Here is a 19,766-nt window from a genome sequence, read left to right on the forward strand (position 1 = left end):
CGTTAACTTGATTATATCAAAAAATGTACAGTAAATAAATTTCAGATAGTTTGTGAAATTTATAACTTTCTTAATGCATCTTTAGCTTCAGCACTGACAATGTGGGTATATAGTTCTGTAGGTTTAGTTGATGAATGCCCTAATTGGTTGCTGACAAGGACTTGAGAGTGACTGACGTTATAGAGTCTTGTTGCGAATGTATGCCTTAGAGTATGAGGTGTCACTCGAACTTTATAGGCTTCTGAATACTTCGCTACTAGCTTATTTATCGAAGCATTCGAGATTTTTCTAATTTGTTGGTTGTAATCAGTAATAAAAAGTGCTTGTATTTCAGTTTCTATGCTACTTCTTGCCCCAAAATAATCTGTTATATATCTGTGTGAAAAGTGGGCAATTGGCACTACATCTTTCTTGCCTTCTTTTCGCATCACTCTTACTTTACCAGTTTCAAGGTTTAAATCGTTAAGATTGATCCCTACAAGTTCCGCACAACGTAATCCAGATGATAAAAAAAGACTTAATATAGCTAAATCCCTGACTTTATTTTTCTTGAAACTAGTTCTTGCACGATTACTGATAGACTTTTCATAGTCTTGCTCAACAAATTCTAAAAAGGCTTTGGTTTCATCGCCTAAAAAGAGTTTCCCTTCAAGTTGAGCCGCACGGTAATGCAAGGTTTCGCTTTTTTTTCGGATATGAATTAAACGGCTAACATTTCTAGTCATGTAAGTATTGCCATTACTATCTTCGGTTTGTTCGCAAAGATAATTATATAGGCTTTTTATTGCAGCAATTGTTCGATTTAATGCTGATGTATGTGTATTTGAACCGCATTTTGTTTCTAATCGTAACCGTTCATGAAGAACAAAGTCCTCTAGTTCACGTTTCGTTACGTTTTCCATTTCTTTCAAAGTGATTTCTTTGATGTTAACATGGCTCGTTATGTTATTTTCATTGATCCATTTCAAGTATTTTCTAAATTCTAAGCAGTAAGAGTAAATAGAGGCAATACTCAGTGGTACAGTGCCCTTAGACTGGATAAACTCATTGACGTAGTAGGGAAACTCAAGCATAAGTTTATTTACATTATAACGATAACCATGGTTTTCTGACATCTCTTTTTATTGTTCCTCAACATTTTCTATTCAAATTAGAATATATTGTAGTTAATTATTAAAGTATTGTCAATTTTTATTAGATTAGAACTCAAAACTTAATGCATAGCGTTCTGGTTATTCCTGACCGTTTTTTGCTTTGGACTTTTTTTATTATTTTTTTCATCCTCATCTATTCAATTATTTTTTTGGTAAAAGATATTTATTTTGTTACTATTTTTAGTTTGTTAATAGTGGGTAATTTGTAGTGGCTGATTTAACGTAATCTGGAAAAACCGTAATCCGATAAATCCAGTTTCTGGAATATCCGTAATACGGAAAAGGCGTTCTACGGTTACCGAAATACGGATTTTCAGTAATACGGTAATTTAATCCGAAAAACGGGTTTTCAGTATTTCGGTGTATAAACCTCAGAAGAAGGCTTCAGCATTTTATAAATGGATTAAAATTACTTAGCAGGTCTGAACATTTTAAAATGATATATATCTTTCCGAAAAAGTTTGCTTTTTCTCATAGTATTGCTAACATTTTTAGATACAATATTAATATTGATAACCTTCTCTAATACCAACCCCAATACTGACCTCAATACCGACCCTAATACTAAAAAAAGCCACTTTAATTGTGGCCTTTTTAGTTAAGTTCAATCTAAAACAGTTGAGAGTCCTTCCTCAATAGTCGTGATTTTAAAATCTGGAAATTGCTTCTTAAATTTATCAGAAATAAATAGATTATCTTGACGATAGCGTGGAAGTAATTCGTTTAGTTCTTGCATACTTTTATTAAATGACTTAATGAGGTTAAATTGCCACTCTCGAATCACTCTGGCTTTTACTTTCTTATTTAATATTTTTTCTGCAATTTGTCTCAGTTCTTTGTAACTGTGTGGTTTATCACAGGGCAAATGCCAAGTTTGATTGTAGGCTGAAGGTGTATTTGCAATTAAGACCATAGCACGACTCGCATCAGGTGTCCATATCAAGCTTCTCTGGCAACTTGAATTGATGGGGATACTAGCCGTCTTATCCTCTTTAATTTTGTCTAAAAACATTGTATTAGTGATACTTTGTGTTTTATCAGGTCCATAAAATTCTGGTGCTCGACATATCACGGCATCTAACTCACGATTGTGTATTTCAGATAAGACCATTTCAGCCATTTTTGCACGTACAATTGACTTTCTTCCTACTGGAATAAATGGTGTATTCTCGGTTTGTGGTTCGCTGTCTTTAGGATACATATAGGTATTATCAAAAAATACTAATTTGCTTCCATATAGTTTGCATGCTGTAATAACATTTTCCATAATTTTAAAAAAATTGGCTTCCCAAAGTGAACTATCCATGGGTAATCCTACAGTGAAATATACAATATCACTCCCATCTATAGCAGTTTTAGTCTGTTCAAAATCCATTAAATCCGCTGAAACTAACTCATCTGTTGGATGTATCTTTTTAGGTCGGCGTCCAACTAAACGAATTTTTTTGTATATTTTCGATATATTTCCTTTGCAACTTCCTGACCTATTTGTCCATTACTACCTAATACTGTTTGCACCTATTTTACCTCCTCAAGAAATTGTTTTGCTACCGCTCTTACAGAAAAAGGATTTTGTCCTGTAATGATTCGCCCATCTTTAACGGCAAATTCCTTACAAAATCTTTTCTTCTTAAAATTTGCCCCTCTTTTTATTGCTTCAACTTCATTAAAAAAAGGTACTATTTTAGTCTTTCTAGCAAGTATTTCTTCTGTTTTAGTAAAACCAGTGATATTCTTATCTTTAATATAATAATTTCCTGCCTCATCTTTTATGTTAAGAAGCCCAGCAATACCATGACAAACTGATAAAAGAAAGCCTTCATTTTCATATATTTCACTTGCTAAACGCTCTATCTCCTCGGAATGATAAAAATCCCACATCACTCCATGACCGTCTGTATAATATATAGCAAAATAATCTGCAGGATTCACCTGTTTAGGCGATAAAGTATTTGACAGTCCACGAACTATAAAATCTCGATTAGAATATATTTTCATAATGGATCCATCAATATATTTCATACTTCTTGGGTCAATAGGTACATACCCTCCCTTAGGACTAACAAAATCATACTGAACTCCAGCCTTATTTAACTCGTCAACAAATTCTGCCGCTTCCCCCAGCCATAAGCCGGTAGCTTCATAACTATTGCCATATTTTTCAACATTTGTTTCAACTATTAAGACCTTTTTCATGATTTTTCCTCTATTATTTCTAGGGTATTATCTAACAAGTCTTTTAATCTTTTTATATTATCCATATTGTGTGTCAGATAGTAGTGATTTTTGGTGCCTTCTCTTTTAAAATCTACCATGTTAACACTTTTTAATACTTTTAAGTGATGTGATGTTGCTGGTCTCGACAAATTTATTTTGTGGGCTATTTCCTCAACTCGAAGTCCTTCACAAGAAAGATTATCAAGCAGTGCCATAATAATATCCTGACGATTCGTATTACCCAAAGCCTGTAAAAATCCGGTCAGATCAGAGAATTGTGTTTTTAAGTCCATTTTATCTCCTATTTTCTATGAACATTCTTTTAATAGTTTAATAAATTAAACCATTAAACCGTTAAGAAGTCAAAAGATTAAATTTTTGTGTGTTTTAAATCAATTTCTTAGATATCAAAAAAAGAATATACATACAATATCCCTCTATCTAATTTTTTCTTAGTAGCTATTCCTTTGATATTTTTCGTGTCATGATTTGATACAACAAAGTTTCATTATATATGAAATTAAGTGTTTTAAAAGAATTGAAGTGACTCTCTAGTTAGATGTTTAATTGTTTCAAAAACAGAATAAAGATTTATAATAGCTTTAATACTGACCACAATATTTACTTATTTTAGAGAATGTGAATTTATCAGGAAATTTAAGCCTCTTTATGCAATTTTTCTTAGCACTATTCAAAAATTGAATACCGAGTCTATATATACAAACATCATTCATAATTAGTATTTTACAAGTACCGGTATACCATTTATAATAAACTTTACAAAATAAAAATGGAGATCAATTATGGTAGTAAAAATTACAGATAAAATGAAATTTAGTCAATCATTCGATTATGTAGATAATGGTATGGAACATGGTGTATTAAGTAAGTTTGGACCTAAAGAAATTTTATTAAAGAAAGGAACACTTATCGCTGAAGGTTTCAAACCGTTGGATTGTGATATCAAATTGCTTAAAGATATCCCTGTGAAATTAAGAGATGGTGTAACTATTTACACGGATATCTACTTACCAAATAAAAGTGAGAAAGTTCCCACACTTATTGCTTGGAGTCCCTATGGTAAAAGCGCTGGGACTGCGCCTCGCTATAAAAATCTCTTCAATATGAGGGGGGATTGCACACAGTGAAGTCAATACCACTATGATAGGGTCTCAAGAAGCTCAAGATGGTTATGATTTAATTGAACGGATTGCTAATCAAGAATGGAGTAATGGTAAAACAGCACTTACTGGTACCTCTTACCTTGCCTTTTCTCAGTGATACATAGCTGCTGAACAACCTCCTCACCTCACTTGTATTAATCCTACTGAAGGGCTCTCAGATGGCTATCGAGATTTGGCCTTTATTGGAGGGATTCCAGATAAAAACTTCATTGAGAGACTACAAGTTAATCATGTAAGTGCAAAAGGAGTAAAGCGAGAAGACTTGGTAAAAGAAATGGGGTGCTACCCTCTAGCCACTGCTGCAGTTTGGAAAGATAAAGTAGCTGATACATCAAAAATTACTGTACCTGCTTTTGTCATTGCAAGCTATTCTAACACACTTCATACAATGGGTACTTTCCGCTCTTGGAGAAACTTAGTTTCAAAAGAAAAATGGCTGAGAATTCACGATAAGCAAGAATGGCCATACTATTATGATAAAGACAATGTGGAAGAATTGCGTCGTTTCTTTGATTATTACTTATTAGATAAAGATAATGACTGGAATAAAACTCCTCAAGTACGTTATTCATTAATAGATTTCCAAGGAAATAACACTAACGATATCTCAGCAGACACATTTCCACCCTCAGAAACCTCAAATACAAAATACTTCTTTAATCCAATTACTAGAATTCTCCAAGATACAGCGGGGAAAGCGGATGTTGTATTACGATACGATACTCAAAGTTTGCCAGGAAAAATCTCCTTTCAAAAAACTTTTGATAAGAAAACTACGTTTATAGGTTATCCTAAGGTTAAGTTATACATGGAAGTTGAAAATTATAATGATATGGATGTATTTGTGTGGCTACAAAAACTAGATAAATTTGGTAACGTACTAAGTGAATTTGTTGTACCTAATCACGGTGCAGCATTGCAAGACTTTACCCAAAATGGTGCCTCAGCACTTCGGTATAAAGGTGCTTGGGGTAGGTTAAGAGCTTCATTGCGCCATCTTGATGTAGAGCATTCAACTGACGAAATCCCTGCTTATAGTTTTGATCGAGTTGAAAAACTCTCTGAGAAACAAGTGGTAGAACTTGATATCATCTTAAGCCCAATCGGTCTATCCTACGATAAAGATGAAACACTTAGAATCGTTATATGTTCAAAAGATGAACTTGGTTCAGTAATGCCAGGCACACCTGGTTGCACTCCCGATAATGCAGGGGTTCATATTTTACATACTGGAGGTATTAATACTTCTTATCTTCAACTTCCTCTTCTAAACTAATTATTCTAGCTTTTACCATATGACTTTACGGATCATTTATGATATTCTAATAATGATCGGAGGTCAGATGAAACTATCAACTCTACGATATTTTGTTGAGATATCAACTGAGAACAGCTTCACAAAATTTATTTATATCTCAACCAACTTTAAGCAGAAGGATACAAGAATTAGAGTTAGAGTTGGGGGTAACACTCTTTAACCTCAGTAATACAAATAATATAATCCTTTCTCCAGAAGGTAAACAATTACTGGTAAAAGTTAGAGAAGTTTTAGACCAAATTGACTCTATATCATCTATGTTTGAGTCTGACGGTCTTACCGAGAACAATGGGGCATTAATTAAAGTTGGTTGCTTATCTAATTTTGACTTTAGTAAATTATATGATTTAATAGAGCAGTTTAAAACACAATATCCAAATGTAAAATTTGTAATTGAACAAGGTTCTCCTATGGAACTAAGTAATGGACTTACTGATGACGACTATGATTTAGTACTGAATTTAGAGGATTATATTCCTCATAATAATAAAATTAAAACTTCTTTATTTAAAACCAATAATTTACAAGTGGTCATTCAAAATAATCATAAATTAGCAACCAAAAAAGAAATAAAATTTTCTGATTTAGCTGATGAAACTCTCATTCTCATTGAACGAAATAAATCCCCATTAGTATTTGATTATGTGATTAACAAGTGTTTGCAGCATGGATTTCATGCAAAGGCTAATTATTATGTTAAGAATTTAGATGAAGGACTTTCTAAAACATCACTTGGTGAAGGGATCGCATTTCTTTACTTTGGCATGGATAATGGTTATTTATCAAAAAAATATCGTGTAAAATTTTTAAATTTGAACGAAGAGAGAAGTTCACAAAAATTGGTTTATGCTTTTAAAGAAAATAATCATCCTATCTTAGATGCATTTTTAAACTTCGTTCATCAAAATAGATCTAATTTATACTAAAAACTCAGCTTGCTATTTATTGCAAGATGAGTTTTTGACTGACCATAATTATTTTATATGTTATTAATACCAATCCGCTTTGTACAAGCTTTTTTTATATAAATTAGTAATCAAAAAGCACCTAATTGCGACAGTCAATTTTTTACATACATTTTATTATGCATAAAGCTTATTTTAATGTAATTGGTGATAGAATGAGCTAATATATTTTTTGCTACTATTGCTGCTGCAGCAATGGAATTAATACTCAAAGAAATATAATTGTTTCTTCAAGATTTAATACTTAAAAATCGTGAACAATCTTCACTAAAGATATTCTCACTCAAAATCTTACTTAAATTTTGACTTACATTTCGATAGATGAGTGATGGAGTATTAGGAACAACATAATAGTATTTTCCATCATTTTCGTAGATAGGGTCATCCATACTAGTAAAATGTGTTCCTTCAATTGTATTTCCAGCATCAGCTGCTACATCAATAATTAAAGTCCCTTTTTTCAATGATTTTTGTTCTGATAAACTTAAAATTGAATCATCATCTTTCCCAATTTCAATTCCATTGATAATGATGTCGTACTTTGTATAATTTTCTTTGAAAATTGACATTGTTTTTCGATAATACATTCGGATGTTTGAGGAATATTTTGAGATACCACTAAAGGCACCCTGCGCAACATTTCCAGAACCTAAAATAGCTATTTTTGTCTCTTCAGTTGGAATAAATCCATATTGCAACAAAGCATCAAGGACACCTGCATAGCCTGCGTAAAAACTATTTTTATATAATAGTCCCTTCGGAATACCTGATTCAAATATCTCATTTTCATAATAAATACAAGGAGAGTTACTATCTAAATCTACTACAATTAACTTTTTAGGTAGAGCTTGCTCTTTCATGAAAAATTGTCCTGAACCAAAAGGATGTGTCCAGCCTATAATCATCTGTCCCTCTCTAAGATGGGAATAGTCAGTAGGCTGGATGAGTTTTAGTGAGAAGATTGCTTCTGATTGAGCAAAAACTTCAGCTCTTGATAAAATGTGGCATCCTTTGTCAAGGTATTCTTGATCATCAATATCAAGAAATCTTCCAAACCCCTCCTCTACCAATATTTCATTTTTAAAATCTTTAATGTCTTTCGGTAGAAGTGGGACTCGTCTTTCTCCTGGGAAGTTTGCTTTTACTAGGCCAATTTTCATAGTTTTTCCTTCTTTTCTTAATAATTTTATAAATTTTTCTAAAGAGATTTTTTCTTTTTTAACCAGTACCAAACTAATACACTGATTAGAAGTGAAATAACAATTACAAGTAACGAACCATAAGGGACACCTTGAAAAGGCAACTTGAGATTTATTCCCCAAAACCCATAAGTAATTGTTGGTATTGTTAAGACAACAGTAAGTTCAGTTAACGTTTTCATAATATTGTTCAACTGAAACGAACTATTATTATTTATAATTGTATCCAAACTAGAAAGGTACTTATTATAAGCTCTTACCAAAGAGTCTAAGGTATCCATTCTCTCTTCAAGAAGAGTTACTTCATTTTGCATATGAATTTCTTTAATATTTTCCATTTGTTCTCTTTTTATAAAGCTTAATATTTTTCTATCGGAATCAATGATAAAATCTAACAAGATAAGATATTTTTTCAGTCGCAAAATTTCATTAAATATTGTCCCTGAAGGCCCTAAACTGTGTATTTGTGTTTCCAGCAAACTAATTTCTTTTCTTTTCTCTTTAACATCTTTAATCACTTTTTGGATACTCACATTCAAAAGCTGGATAAAATTTACCTCACTTCTTTCAACACCTTCTCCTGTATTTTTAAAAAAATCAGAAATGAAATCTTCTTTCTTACTCGTTACAATAATGAGCTTTTTCTCTAGTTTTAAGATAATTAAAGCCTTTATTTTCCGATTCAAATCATTTTTCAAGTTTTGGTGAGGTAAAATAAAAAGTATCTTTAATTCTTCTTTACCTGTCTTTGTATCAGATGTCTCGTGTATCACTTCCTCCTCTTCAAACAAAAGGTTTTCCAAATCAAGCTGATAATCTTCTTTAAAAAAATCGTAGATTTTATCTTTAGGGTTAAAAAGATATACCACTGAGTGTAAAGAATTTCTGTTTGAACAGTTAAGCTCCTTTAAATTACTATTTTCCCCGTCCACTTCAATATAATCTATCATGAAAGATCTCCTTAGACTTATTTGACTTGATACTTCTATCTAAATAAAAAACTATATAATTGAACTCACTTACCAAAAAAGCCTCATAATAGAGGCTTTTATTTCTCGCGATTTATCTAGAAATTTGGAGCTATACTATAAAAGTGGACAGAAAATTGTGTGTTATAATCTGTCTATTAAGACACAAAAATGAAAGGACTTTTATGTCAGGTTTTAAACGTTACGACGAGGATTTCAAACAATCGCTCGTTAATCTCTATCAAACTGGTAAAACACAAACTGAACTCTGTAAAGATTATGGGGTATCTTCTTCTGCACTTGCAAAATGGATTAAGCAGTACTCTCAAGTGCGTCTTGAAGATAATACGGTGTTGACTGCTAAACAGATTCAAAAATTACAAAAAAGGAATGCCCAACTAGAGGAAGAAAATCTGATCTTAAAAAAAGCGAGTGCCATATTCATGCAAAACTCCAAGTAAGATTGAAAGCCATCTATAGACTCCGATTTGAACACACGACAGTTATGCTCTGTCGTGTTTTACATGTCAATCGTTCCACCTACTATAACTTCATAAACAAGAGGCCTTCGAAGCGTGAAGTAGAAAATCAACGCTTGAGAAAATTACTCCTTGAGATTTATATGAAAGCCAAGAAAAGAATTGGAACGAGAGCTTTTAAAATCATTCTTCTGCGTGATTATGGCGTTAATATTTCTGAAGGCCGTATCTTAAGACTTCTCAAGTCTATGACACTCCCTAAAATGTCAACCATCAAACCTCGTTTTAAATCAAAGAAAGCTCCCGTATTTTCTTCTGATAATCTGCTTAAACAAGAATTTAACCCGAACTCCCCAAATCAAGTTTGGACAACAGATTTCACTTATATCTCTATAGGACCTAAACGACATGTTTATCTCTGTGCTATTCTTGACCTCTACTCAAGGAAATGTATTGCGTGGAAAGTAAGTGATCGAATTGATGCCAAACTCGCCTGTGACACCTTAGAAATAGCTATAAATAAGAGGAAGCCTAAGGAACCAATTATCTTTCATTCGGACCAAGGAAGCCAATTTAAATCAGCTTCCTTTAGAAAGATATTAGATGAGCATCAATTGCTTGCTTCTTACTCCAAGCCTGGATATCCTTATGATAATGCCGTCACTGAGGTCTTTTTCAAGTATCTTAAACAACGAGAAATTAATCGCAGAACTTATCACTCCATTCAAGAAGTTCAACTCTCTTGCTTTGAATACATCGAACAATTTTATAACAATTATAATCCTCATTCCGCCAACAATGGTTTAACTCCAAATCAGAAAGAAGAAAATTATTTTAAGAAAATATAGCTCATTTTGTGTCTAAATATTTGACATTAGTCCAATTTATTTAACTCTAGCTTCTTTATCTGTATTGTCTTCTACTTTGTCTTTTACTTTATCAACTTGTTCAGAGGTGAATTTTCCAGTTGTTTGAGCCGCACTAGTCACTCGATCTTGAATACTTACATCATCTTCTTTTTGTTGCTCTTTCGTTTTAATATCTGTGACTGTTACGTTAACTTCAACAACTTCCAATTCTGTTATTGCCACAACCTCTTTACGAATGACTTCTTTAATTTTTTCATAAATATCAGGCACATTCTTACGATATTCTGTAACTACTTTCAAGTCTACTGCAACTTGTGTTTTCCCAACTTCTACATCAACGCCTGTTGTAACATCATCAGTATTAATAAGTTTTCCTGTTAGGTTTGAGAAGAACCCACAGTCAAAGATCCTTTAATATCTGGTTGGGTTTCCTTTGTTTTAGGAGTTTCTTTTTCTGCCATTGTTCCAAATGCTTTCATGTTTTCTTGTACCATAATCTTCTCCTTTTATAATGTTATTTACGATTTATAAATTGATCAATGATTCCTGATTTTTTTAAAAATAGACCAATATAAATTCCTAATCCAATTAAAAATAAAACCAGAATCATTTTCCAAAATCCAATAGTGAAGATACACACAGCAATGAGTGCACCTACGATTCCCCCTATAATCGGGTATCGATTTTTTTCGAAATAATCCATTGATCCCTCCTACATAACACGTTGTCGTTTAGGGTTATCGTCTTTACTTAATGTATTGACTTTTACTTTAAGTTTAACCGTATGTTCCAATCCAAAAAAGCTTTTTAATCCTTCAATGATTTCCTGTTCCAGAACTTGGGCTTTTTGTGCCACTTCAACTCGAGGAACAATCTCACCTTTTATATCAATTTTTATCTTATTTTTAAAAAGTGAAACAGCGATTTTTGAGTTTTTGAGGTAATCATTTTCTTTTATTTTTTCACCTACAAAACCTTCAATGGCAGACTTCTTTAAAGTTAAATCTCCATTATTTGAAGTGAGTTGTACATCCATATAGGTTCGAGGATAAAAAAGGATTACAATCAAGGCGAGAATTAATATGACTGTTAAAATGATGTTCCCCCAAAACAAATAGTCTGCCATATATTTGCCTATGAAGGGAATGTCACTAGAGGTCGTTGACATCCAATTATATTCTATGAAATTATAATAATCCCAAGTCATTGGTAGAACAAGCGTGAGTAAAAGGAAATCAAGGATAATGAGTATTATTTTCTTTCCAGTTGCCAAAGTTCCTCCTTTCTAGATTCTAAGATCTACTAATTCATTTTAGATAGGACAAAAGATACAACAGCAACCACAATCACTGCACCAACAATGGATGGGATTAGCGCCATACCAGCTAGCGAAGGTCCCCAAGTTCCAAGTAAAGCTTGACCTACAAAAGATCCAACTAACCCTGCTAAGATATTAGCAATCCAGCCCATTGAACTTCCCTTATTTGTAATCGCACCAGCGATTAAACCGATTAATGCACCAACAATTAATGACCAAATCATATGTCACCTCTTTCTTTAGAATACATTTTATGATTTAACCCTAATCTAACACAATTAGAAAGCGCATTCAAATGATATGACTTATTTTATAATTTATTAATACTATATTTACCTTCAACTATCTCAGAAAGACTATTAAAGAACTGAATAATATCCTTTACTTAACCCCAATTTTTATTATATCTCTCATTTTTTGAGCACGATAATATTATATGCTACCATCAAATCTCATGTTTTAAAAATCATTTTTTAATATCTAAATTTGCATCAAAGATTTGCTCCTGGTATGATAAAACTTATACAATAGAGGTAAAGCTTATTGGAAAAACAATAATAAACATATTATTTCACAATTGAGTATACTTACGTTAAACTTTGTACTATACACAGTTAACGGTTAGATATTCGATTAACTTTGAAAACCTGCAAAAGTTTATATTGACATAATATTCATAAACTTAAACAATCAGAAAGGAAAATAGAACAAGAAAATGATTGAACAAGAAAAACATACGCTTAATGATGGACATTTGATTCCTAAAATAGGGTTAGGAACATTTCAGATTCGTGGATATGAAGGGGTGGAGCAAATTTTAACGGCTATACAAAGTGGTTATCGTTTACTTGATACCTCAACTAATTATGATAGCGAAGGAGCAGTTGGAGAAGCAATTCGTCGTTCTGGCATCCCTCGATCAAATTTTTTTGTGACAACTAAGCTACCTGGTAAATATCATCATTTTGAAGATGCTTTGAAGATGATTGAAGAGTCTTTATTACGAACGGGATTGAGCTATTTTGATCTTTACTTGATCCACTGGCCACTACCAAAGCAAGATAATTATGTTGAAGCTTGGAAAGCACTAATTGCAGCAAAAAAACGGGGTCTTGTAAGATCAATTGGGGTATCTAATTTTGAGGAAGACCATCTCGACAAAATAATTCAAGAAACTGGTGTTATACCAGCAATTAATCAAAATGAAATTCACCCTTACTGGCCTCAAGAAAAGCTATTGAAAATTAATAAAAAGTATGGCATTTTAACTGAGGCATGGAGCCCTTTAGGCCGAGGTAGTAAAGAGCTTGAGGAAAGCCTGATTCAAAACATAGCTCAAAAATATGATAAGGATACTGGTCAAATCATTCTAAGATGGCAAATTGAAAGAGGTATTATACCTATTGTTAAAGCATCTTCTCCAGAACACCAAAGAAAAAATATAGATATTTTTGATTTTTCACTTTCTTCTGAAGAGATTAATAAAATCACAGCCTTAAAACGAGAAGATGGCAGGGTAGATAATCAAGATCCTAATGAGTATGAAGAATTTGTGTAATTATATTACTCTGCTCTTGAATAATTAATTTCAATTGAATATATGAAGAATTACTTCAAAAAAACCACTAAAATTTTCAAGTGGTTTTTTTAGTTTCTATAATGAATTATTTAAAGGAATCCACCAATATTCCCATATTCGAAATAAAAAAATATATGACATGCATAACTAAATAATATATCCCCCTTACAGAACATTTATAATGTCAACATCAAACATCTCTATGGAACGGACTTAGATAACTACCAATACCAAATTGTATAATCTAACAACAGAAATCAAGTACAAGTAGGAAACTCTTAAACATGCTGGACAGACTTTCCATCATCATCAAGAATTATATTTGAATAAAATTTTTTCCCAATTGATTATGTGACTTTGATTATAGAAAATTTTTTCTTATGGCTCATTTATTTTTAATAGAAAGAGTTAGAACTCTGTCTAACTCTTTTTTTGTATATTATTTCAGTTTATTTACTTGCAAATTGAATAACTATATTAAAGAGAAGGGCACCTAAGCTACCGCCAATGATTGGACCTAAAACAGGTATCCATGCGTAAGACCAGTCTGAATCTCCTTTACCTTTGATAGGTAAGATGGCATGCATGATGCGAGGTCCTAAGTCACGTGCGGGATTTAGAGAGTAACCTGTCGTTGCACCAAGTGATAAACCAATGGCTGTGATAATGGCACCTACTAAAAGGGGTGAGACACCCGAAGTTTGCGTAATAGCGTATTGACCGAAGGCAAGAATTCCTGTCGTCAATACTGCAGTACCAACAATTTCACTAATCAAATTTGGGCCTGTCTGACGAAGAGCCGGACCTGTAGAAAACGTGCCCAAGATATCTGCTGGATTTTTTGTTTCAGCATAGTGAGGGTAAAACATTAGGTAGAGGATAATGCTGGCGACCATTGCACCAAGCATTTGTGCAATAATATAAGGAAGAACCAAACTCCAGCTAAAGCTCCCAATCATTGCCATTGCAATTGTTACTGCTGGATTCAAATGGGCTGGCGACATAAATCCAGAAACGTAAACCCCCATCATTACTGCAAATCCCCAACCGAGAGTGATAGCAACCCAACCCGCTCCTGTTGCTTTCGTTTTGTTCAAGACAACGCCTGAAACGACCCCGTTACCAAGAAGTATTAAGATAAATGTTCCTAAAAATTCACCAAGTAGCTGTACCATTTCTGAGTGCATATTGACCCCTTATTTCTATTTTTTTATTTGTTTCAATTATCTTCGAACTATTTTTATTTCTTCAAGTCTGATAAGTCAGATTCACGAAGCGCTTTTTCCAAAGCTTTTTCTTGTTCTGCTTTTTCTTCTACTGACCAACCGAGAAAGTCCGCAATGACATTGACAACATGAACTTTGATTGTATCTACACTTTCACGCATAAATAAAATATGGTTAGTACGACGAAGCAAGTAGTCTACCGGTGTCAAGATCATTTCATCCTCAAGCGCATAGCGCAGACGGGCTGATTCTGCTAAAGATAATCCTTCATAAGGTCTCATTTCAGAAGCATAGGCAAATACTTGGAGTGCGTTCATGCCATAAAAGTCTGCTATGTATTTCGACTCCTCTTCTGTAAGACCTGCAGCAACACCGATTTTCATGTTTTCAGCAACGACTTCTTCAACCTTAGTTGGATCAAATTCACCACCAGAGATCTGGTATTTTTTAGAGTCGATTGGTTCATATTTCAAATCAAAGTCCTCAACAAGCAGCTGGCAGATAAGCTCCATAGCACCTGCTGCCATTTTACGGTAGTCAGTGATTTTCCCACCAGCTAAAGTAATCAAACCATCACTCTCACGTTCAAGTGAACTCCCACGAGAAACTGAAGATGGCGCGTCCCCTTTTTCTGAAAGACTTGATTCCATATTATTCAATAAATGCTCTACTTCGGCTTTAGTTGCTGTTTTATTTTTATAGCGAAGCACGGCCTCTACGACAGCGTTAAAGCTAGTTTCAGAAACTGCACCGTTATCACCTCCGTTATAGTCTGAACCCGAATTCCCACCTAGCAATGGACGCAATCCAGCCCATGAAGCTTCAATGTCATTAATCGTGATATTTGCTCCAGGATAACGGAAATTGATGACATCTAAAAGGTAGTCCACATCTTCTTGAGTAACCTTGGGATCGGTAAAGTCCCCATGATAATCCGTATCTGTCGTACCAAAATATGTTTTATTTTCACGTGGAATAGCAAAAACCATACGTTTATCATGTTTTCCTGTATCAAAATATGTTGGTTGAGGCACAGGTAATTTGGCAGCATCAACAACGAGATGGACTCCTTTTGTCGGACGCATTTTTGGCACAATCGGACGAGTGAAGTTCAAGTAACGTATCTTATCTACCCAAGGACCACTTGTGTTAATCACAAGTTTAGATTTTACTTCAATGACTTCATCTGTCAATAAGTCACGCGCCCGAACACCAGAGATTTGTCCATCAGTATAGATAAAATCAATCACTTTCATCTTGCTGATGGCTTTTGCGCCGTCTTCAACAGCTTTTTTAATATTGTCAATCACCAAACGTGAATCATTGTTACGGTAGTCAAGATAAACCCCTGCACCTTGCAAACCCTTTTTTTTGATCAGTGGCTCACGGCGTAGCACTTCTTCTGGTGAGATGGTATAGTTGGCATATGGAGAACCTTCATCAATACCTGCCAACCGATCATACAAATCCATGGCGATTTTCACAGAAAACATATCAAAAGTCGTTTTGCCTTCATCATTGTAAATAGGAAGTAACATCGGGTCTGGCTTAGGAATATGTGGCGCAATACTTTGAACAACAGCACGTTCTGAAACAGTGTCGGAAACGACTTCGACATCAAAGTTTTTTAGATAACGGATACCCCCATGCACGAGTTTCGTTGAGCGTGACGATGTTCCTTCTGAAAAGTCCTGCATTTCAAGCACAGCAACTTTCATACCAGTGGCTGCCGCTTGTAAAGTCAGTCCAGCACCAGTAATACCACCTCCGATAATGAGTAAATCCATTTCTTCATTCTGAACTTTTGTGATTGCTTCTTGTCTTGTTTTTTTAGAAAAAGCCATTTCTATTCTCCTTTATGTTACTGTCTGATTGATTATTATTTGAAAGCACGTGTTGCATTCACAGCTTTTTTCCAACCGGCATAGAGTTCTTCTCTACGTTCTTCTTGCATCTGCGTTTGGAAAATTTTGCCAGGCTCATAAGATTCTTTGAGTTCTTCTAGATCTTTCCAAAAACCAACTGCAAGACCTGCAAGGAAGGCTGCACCGAGCGCTGTCGTTTCCAGATCTCCCGCACGTTGAATAGGGATATTCAAGATATCAGCTTGGAACTGCATCAGGTATTCATTATTTGCTGCGCCACCATCTACTTTGAGTACAGACATATCGATTCCTGTATCTTCTTTCATAGTGCTGACTACATCACGGACTTGATAAGCTATGCCTTGTAAGGTCGCTTTTACAATATCTTCTTTTGTCGTTCCACGTGTCAATCCAAACATTGCACCACGCGCTTCTTGGTCCCAATATGGTGCGCCAAGGCCGACAAAAGCTGGAACCACATAAACTTCATCTTGATTCATAGACTGGAGTGCAACTTCTTCAGAATCACTGGCACGTTCCAACATCTTTAAACCATCACGTAACCATTGGATTGATGAACCTGCAACAAAGATACTTCCTTCTAAGGCATAATAAACTTTTCCATTAATACCATAGCCAATTGTTGTGAGCATGTTATTTTTGGAAATATGTGGTTTCTCACCTGTATTCATAACGATAAATGAACCTGTACCATAAGTATTTTTAATCATCCCTGGTTCAAAGGCCATTTGACCAAATAATGCAGCTTGCTGGTCACCAGCCATACCTGAGATTGGTACTTCAGATCCAAAGAAATGGAAGCCTTTAGTCACACCATAAACTTCTGAGTTTGATTTAACCTCTGGAAGCATTGAAGCTGGGATATTCAGAATTTTCAGGATTTCTTCGTCCCATTTTAACTCATGAATGTTGTAGAGCATAGTACGGCTGGCATTAGAGTAATCTGTATAATGTACATCGCCATCTGTCAACTTCCATAAAAGCCATGTATCAATTGTTCCAAAGAGCAGCTCACCTCGTTCAGCCCGCTCTTGTGCTCCTTCAACATGGTCAAGAATCCAACGAATTTTTGTAGCTGAAAAGTATGAGTCGACAATAAGTCCTGTCTTTTTGTGGAATAGTTCATCATGTCCTCCATCTTTAAGACCGTTTGCAATATCGGCAGATTGACGTGATTGCCAAACGATGGCATGGTAGATTGGTATACCTGTTTTTTTATCCCAGATAATGGTTGTTTCACGTTGGTTAGTAATACCAATAGCAGCAACCTGCACAGGCTTAATACCAGATTCGATAAATGCTCCTGCGATAACAGATTGAACAGAGTTCCAAATTTCGTTGGCATCATGTTCCACCCAACCTTCTTTAGGAAAGTACTGTGTAAATTCTTTTTGGGAACTTCCGATGTGTTTACCCTGTTTATCAAATATAATAGCTCTTGAGCTTGTTGTACCTTGGTCAATTGCCATAATGTAAGAAGTTTCTGTCATGTTGTTTCTCCTTTGTAAACGCTTTCTATAATTTATATTATAGCATTTTAAAACGAATAGAAACTTTCATTTTTTATCAAATTCAAAAAAAAATTGGCAGTCGAAAATAAACAACAGATTCGAGAGGGAGTCTCTACCCCAATTTAATTTTAACCTTATTTGAGTTGCTATTCTTAATTCTTCATCTATTCTGTAATAAATTCAGTGAGAAAATGCTAAATAATGGGACCGCAGTAATATCTTCATAAATGTAAAATAATATTCACGTGAAAACATAAAAAAAGAGGAGAGCACCCCTCTTTCGTGTTTTATTCTTAATTCAAAATTGCTTTTTTTTGAAATTTTTCTTTTTTTAAGTTTTCAATACGCGACAATAACTCTTCAAAATCATAATCACTGGAAAACTCGGAAAGTATATAGACAAACTTTCGACTGTCATTTCTTTTACTTGAGATAAGTAGATCATAACTCTGGCTTTCTTGATAATGCTCTAATTTTATCTTTTCAACAGATCTGAGGTGATTTTTCAGATAGTGTTCCATCGGGATTTGATAGGCAGGTGTATCAGACAAATCATAAGCCACCGTCAATTGTTGAGCAGATAAGAGCTCCAGCAGCATTAGGGCATTGCGATAACCAAAGATGAGTTCTGGTAAATCTTGCTCTTTGGGAATATAACTTAAAGCAATATCTTTGAGGTTATCCAGTAAATCTTGAAAACTCTTATCAACCCAGTTTTGTTTATGCAGCATCAAATCTTCTTGAATTTTGGTAAAGAGGCTACCTTGGAAAAAGGTGAATTTATTGTTTACTTGAGCTAACTGATAACTGATGGCTTTCTCCTCTTCGAAACCTAAACGATGAGGACGATAGTGGTTTAACATTCGCTCTCTTAATGAAATATTCAAGAGGACAGTTGGAATTTTTTTACTGCGGTAAATATCAAAACGGTAATAACTTTCTTTATCTAGAATGAAAAAAGATTGGAGAAAACTGTAGAAAAAAATTGTCTCACAGTTATCCTTACTCTGATTATCATAAATATGTTGATAAAAAAGAGAATCCAATAGTTGATAGAGATGATCATCTTGGTATATTTTCTTCATTTCCAAAGATTTAGTAATTTGGATATCTGTAAGTTTCCGCCTTCTTTCTGTGATTGCCAACCACCGATAAAGTTTATCTTTGCTACTTTCGGAAAAATTTACTTTTAATGTTTCTTCAAGTTGCTGTACAAATTCAACCTGAAACTTAGTGACTTGGAGCAAATCTGGTCGAAATTTAGGGTGAAGCGAATCAAATAACAGATAGTAAAAATAGCGAATTTGACTTTCTTCTCCGATCAATTTATTATTTTTGATTTGAATATCAAATTCCAATAAAAGTTTATTGAGTTCTTTGATTTTGCGAAACAAAGTAGATTCACTGAGTAGCAAGAGTTCTGCTAATTCAAAAATCATGTAATTTTTTTGTTCTAAAAATAAGAGAATCAGGCGATATTTGATACTATCTTGGATTAAAAAACTGATGACTTCATCTAAGGTTTGTGATTCCGACATGTTTAGAACGAGTTTATTGTTCTGACGAATAACTTCCATGGGTTCCCCAATCATCCGTCCTATATAAGATATATCCTCCAAATAACTCTGAACCGAAGGTCGAGAGAGGTTTACCCAATCACACAGTTCCTGCGCAGTTAGCTTATCATGTTTGAGGAACAACTGACGTAAAATCTTAACCTGTATTTGTTCTTTTTTTTCAAGTAAAACTTCAATATTCACAGCTGTTCCTCTTTTTCTAAATTAATATTTTTTGTAGGAGTTTTCATATTCTCATTCTATTTTATCACTCCACTATATTTTGTTATTAAAAATTGCTCAGTATGAACATAGTAAATTGGACACTAAAAAGAAT

The 19,766-nt window shown here is 34.0% G+C and carries 14 protein-coding genes and 4 pseudogenes; 4 read left to right on the forward strand and 14 right to left on the reverse strand.

Annotation, left to right across the window (positions count from 1 at the left end; translation table 11 throughout):
* Nucleotides 1–59: 59 nt before the first annotated feature.
* From xerS to MKX45_RS07215, 4 genes and pseudogenes are all read right to left on the reverse strand, one after another.
* The gene (gene xerS, locus MKX45_RS07200; RefSeq protein ID WP_340816950.1) at nt 60–1,115 is read right to left on the reverse strand and encodes a tyrosine recombinase XerS; all 1,056 of its coding nucleotides are present in this window, start codon (nt 1,113–1,115) and stop codon (nt 60–62) included.
* A gap of 643 nt (nt 1,116–1,758) precedes the next feature.
* Nucleotides 1,759–2,672 (reverse strand): annotated as a pseudogene (locus tag MKX45_RS07205) (NAD-dependent epimerase/dehydratase family protein).
* On the reverse strand, nt 2,673–3,350 hold the full coding sequence (locus MKX45_RS07210; protein ID WP_340816951.1) for a type 1 glutamine amidotransferase domain-containing protein: 678 nt from the start codon (nt 3,348–3,350) through the stop codon (nt 2,673–2,675). It abuts the pseudogene before it with no gap.
* Nucleotides 3,347–3,664: an ArsR/SmtB family transcription factor gene (locus MKX45_RS07215; RefSeq protein ID WP_057720844.1), complete on the reverse strand. Its 318-nt coding sequence runs from the start codon at nt 3,662–3,664 to the stop codon at nt 3,347–3,349. Before MKX45_RS07215 ends, MKX45_RS07210 begins: the two co-directional genes overlap by 4 nt.
* Nucleotides 3,665–4,174: 510 nt before the next feature.
* Between MKX45_RS07215 and MKX45_RS07220 the strand changes: the two are divergent.
* A pseudogene (locus tag MKX45_RS07220) lies at nt 4,175–5,831 on the forward strand (CocE/NonD family hydrolase).
* A gap of 95 nt (nt 5,832–5,926) precedes the next feature.
* On the forward strand, nt 5,927–6,799 hold the full coding sequence (locus MKX45_RS07225; RefSeq protein WP_340816952.1) for a LysR family transcriptional regulator: 873 nt from the start codon (nt 5,927–5,929) through the stop codon (nt 6,797–6,799).
* Nucleotides 6,800–7,068: 269 nt separating this feature from the next.
* On the opposite strand, the gene MKX45_RS07230 is transcribed toward MKX45_RS07225, so the two are convergent.
* Both MKX45_RS07230 and MKX45_RS07235 read right to left on the reverse strand, forming a co-directional pair.
* A complete protein-coding gene (locus MKX45_RS07230) occupies nt 7,069–7,998 on the reverse strand; it encodes a N(5)-(carboxyethyl)ornithine synthase (protein ID WP_340816953.1) in 930 nt (309 codons plus the stop codon).
* 38 nt (nt 7,999–8,036) lie between these two features.
* Nucleotides 8,037–8,987, reverse strand: a complete 951-nt coding sequence (locus tag MKX45_RS07235) for a magnesium transporter CorA family protein (protein WP_340816954.1) — start codon at nt 8,985–8,987, stop codon at nt 8,037–8,039.
* A 203-nt stretch (nt 8,988–9,190) separates the two neighbouring features.
* Between MKX45_RS07235 and MKX45_RS07240 the strand changes: the two are divergent.
* Nucleotides 9,191–10,348: pseudogene (locus MKX45_RS07240) on the forward strand (IS3-like element IS-LL6 family transposase).
* A 20-nt stretch (nt 10,349–10,368) separates the two neighbouring features.
* On the opposite strand, the pseudogene MKX45_RS07245 reads toward MKX45_RS07240, so the two are convergent.
* From MKX45_RS07245 to MKX45_RS07260, 4 genes and pseudogenes are all read right to left on the reverse strand, one after another.
* A pseudogene (locus MKX45_RS07245) lies at nt 10,369–10,755 on the reverse strand (Asp23/Gls24 family envelope stress response protein); the annotation flags it as partial.
* A 112-nt stretch (nt 10,756–10,867) separates the two neighbouring features.
* Nucleotides 10,868–11,056 carry a DUF2273 domain-containing protein gene (locus MKX45_RS07250; RefSeq protein ID WP_015425997.1) on the reverse strand — a complete coding sequence of 63 codons (189 nt, stop codon included), beginning with the start codon at nt 11,054–11,056 and terminating at the stop codon, nt 10,868–10,870.
* A gap of 9 nt (nt 11,057–11,065) precedes the next feature.
* Complete coding sequence (amaP, locus tag MKX45_RS07255) at nt 11,066–11,626, reverse strand: alkaline shock response membrane anchor protein AmaP (protein ID WP_128268134.1); 561 nt, start codon at nt 11,624–11,626, stop codon at nt 11,066–11,068.
* Nucleotides 11,627–11,655: 29 nt separating this feature from the next.
* On the reverse strand, nt 11,656–11,895 hold the full coding sequence (locus MKX45_RS07260) for a GlsB/YeaQ/YmgE family stress response membrane protein (protein WP_015426469.1): 240 nt from the start codon (nt 11,893–11,895) through the stop codon (nt 11,656–11,658).
* A 491-nt stretch (nt 11,896–12,386) separates the two neighbouring features.
* Here MKX45_RS07260 and MKX45_RS07265 point away from each other — a divergent pair, with 491 nt between their 5' ends.
* Nucleotides 12,387–13,229: an aldo/keto reductase gene (locus MKX45_RS07265; protein ID WP_057720604.1), complete on the forward strand. Its 843-nt coding sequence runs from the start codon at nt 12,387–12,389 to the stop codon at nt 13,227–13,229.
* Between the two features lie 470 nt (nt 13,230–13,699).
* Here the strand turns inward: MKX45_RS07265 and MKX45_RS07270 are convergent, their stop codons facing one another.
* The 4 genes from MKX45_RS07270 to MKX45_RS07285 form a co-directional block, all read right to left on the reverse strand.
* Nucleotides 13,700–14,437, reverse strand: a complete 738-nt coding sequence (locus MKX45_RS07270; protein WP_340816955.1) for an MIP/aquaporin family protein — start codon at nt 14,435–14,437, stop codon at nt 13,700–13,702.
* 53 nt (nt 14,438–14,490) lie between these two features.
* A complete protein-coding gene (glpO, locus tag MKX45_RS07275; RefSeq protein ID WP_015426472.1) occupies nt 14,491–16,320 on the reverse strand; it encodes a type 1 glycerol-3-phosphate oxidase in 1,830 nt (609 codons plus the stop codon).
* A 35-nt stretch (nt 16,321–16,355) separates the two neighbouring features.
* Nucleotides 16,356–17,852 carry a glycerol kinase GlpK gene (gene glpK / locus MKX45_RS07280; RefSeq protein WP_057720606.1) on the reverse strand — a complete coding sequence of 499 codons (1,497 nt, stop codon included), beginning with the start codon at nt 17,850–17,852 and terminating at the stop codon, nt 16,356–16,358.
* Between the two features lie 314 nt (nt 17,853–18,166).
* On the reverse strand, nt 18,167–19,633 hold the full coding sequence (locus tag MKX45_RS07285) for a helix-turn-helix domain-containing protein (protein ID WP_057720607.1): 1,467 nt from the start codon (nt 19,631–19,633) through the stop codon (nt 18,167–18,169).
* Nucleotides 19,634–19,766 lie beyond the last annotated feature (133 nt).

This window comes from Lactococcus sp. FSL W8-0209, assembly GCF_038006585.1.
Classification (GTDB): domain Bacteria; phylum Bacillota; class Bacilli; order Lactobacillales; family Streptococcaceae; genus Lactococcus; species Lactococcus lactis.

What these genes read in the sequence shown, in the direction of transcription:
- xerS (WP_340816950.1), bottom strand. Translation starts at nt 1,115, where the DNA reads ATGTCAGAAAACCATGGTTATCGTTATAATGTAAATAAACTTATGCTT.
- MKX45_RS07210 (WP_340816951.1), bottom strand. Translation starts at nt 3,350, where the DNA reads ATGAAAAAGGTCTTAATAGTTGAAACAAATGTTGAAAAATATGGCAAT.
- MKX45_RS07215 (WP_057720844.1), bottom strand. Translation starts at nt 3,664, where the DNA reads ATGGACTTAAAAACACAATTCTCTGATCTGACCGGATTTTTACAGGCT.
- MKX45_RS07230 (WP_340816953.1), bottom strand. Translation starts at nt 7,998, where the DNA reads ATGAAAATTGGCCTAGTAAAAGCAAACTTCCCAGGAGAAAGACGAGTC.
- MKX45_RS07235 (WP_340816954.1), bottom strand. Translation starts at nt 8,987, where the DNA reads ATGATAGATTATATTGAAGTGGACGGGGAAAATAGTAATTTAAAGGAG.
- MKX45_RS07250 (WP_015425997.1), bottom strand. Translation starts at nt 11,056, where the DNA reads ATGGATTATTTCGAAAAAAATCGATACCCGATTATAGGGGGAATCGTA.
- MKX45_RS07260 (WP_015426469.1), bottom strand. Translation starts at nt 11,895, where the DNA reads ATGATTTGGTCATTAATTGTTGGTGCATTAATCGGTTTAATCGCTGGT.
- MKX45_RS07265 (WP_057720604.1), top strand. Translation starts at nt 12,387, where the DNA reads ATGATTGAACAAGAAAAACATACGCTTAATGATGGACATTTGATTCCT.
- MKX45_RS07270 (WP_340816955.1), bottom strand. Translation starts at nt 14,437, where the DNA reads ATGCACTCAGAAATGGTACAGCTACTTGGTGAATTTTTAGGAACATTT.
- glpO (WP_015426472.1), bottom strand. Translation starts at nt 16,320, where the DNA reads ATGGCTTTTTCTAAAAAAACAAGACAAGAAGCAATCACAAAAGTTCAG.
- glpK (WP_057720606.1), bottom strand. Translation starts at nt 17,852, where the DNA reads ATGACAGAAACTTCTTACATTATGGCAATTGACCAAGGTACAACAAGC.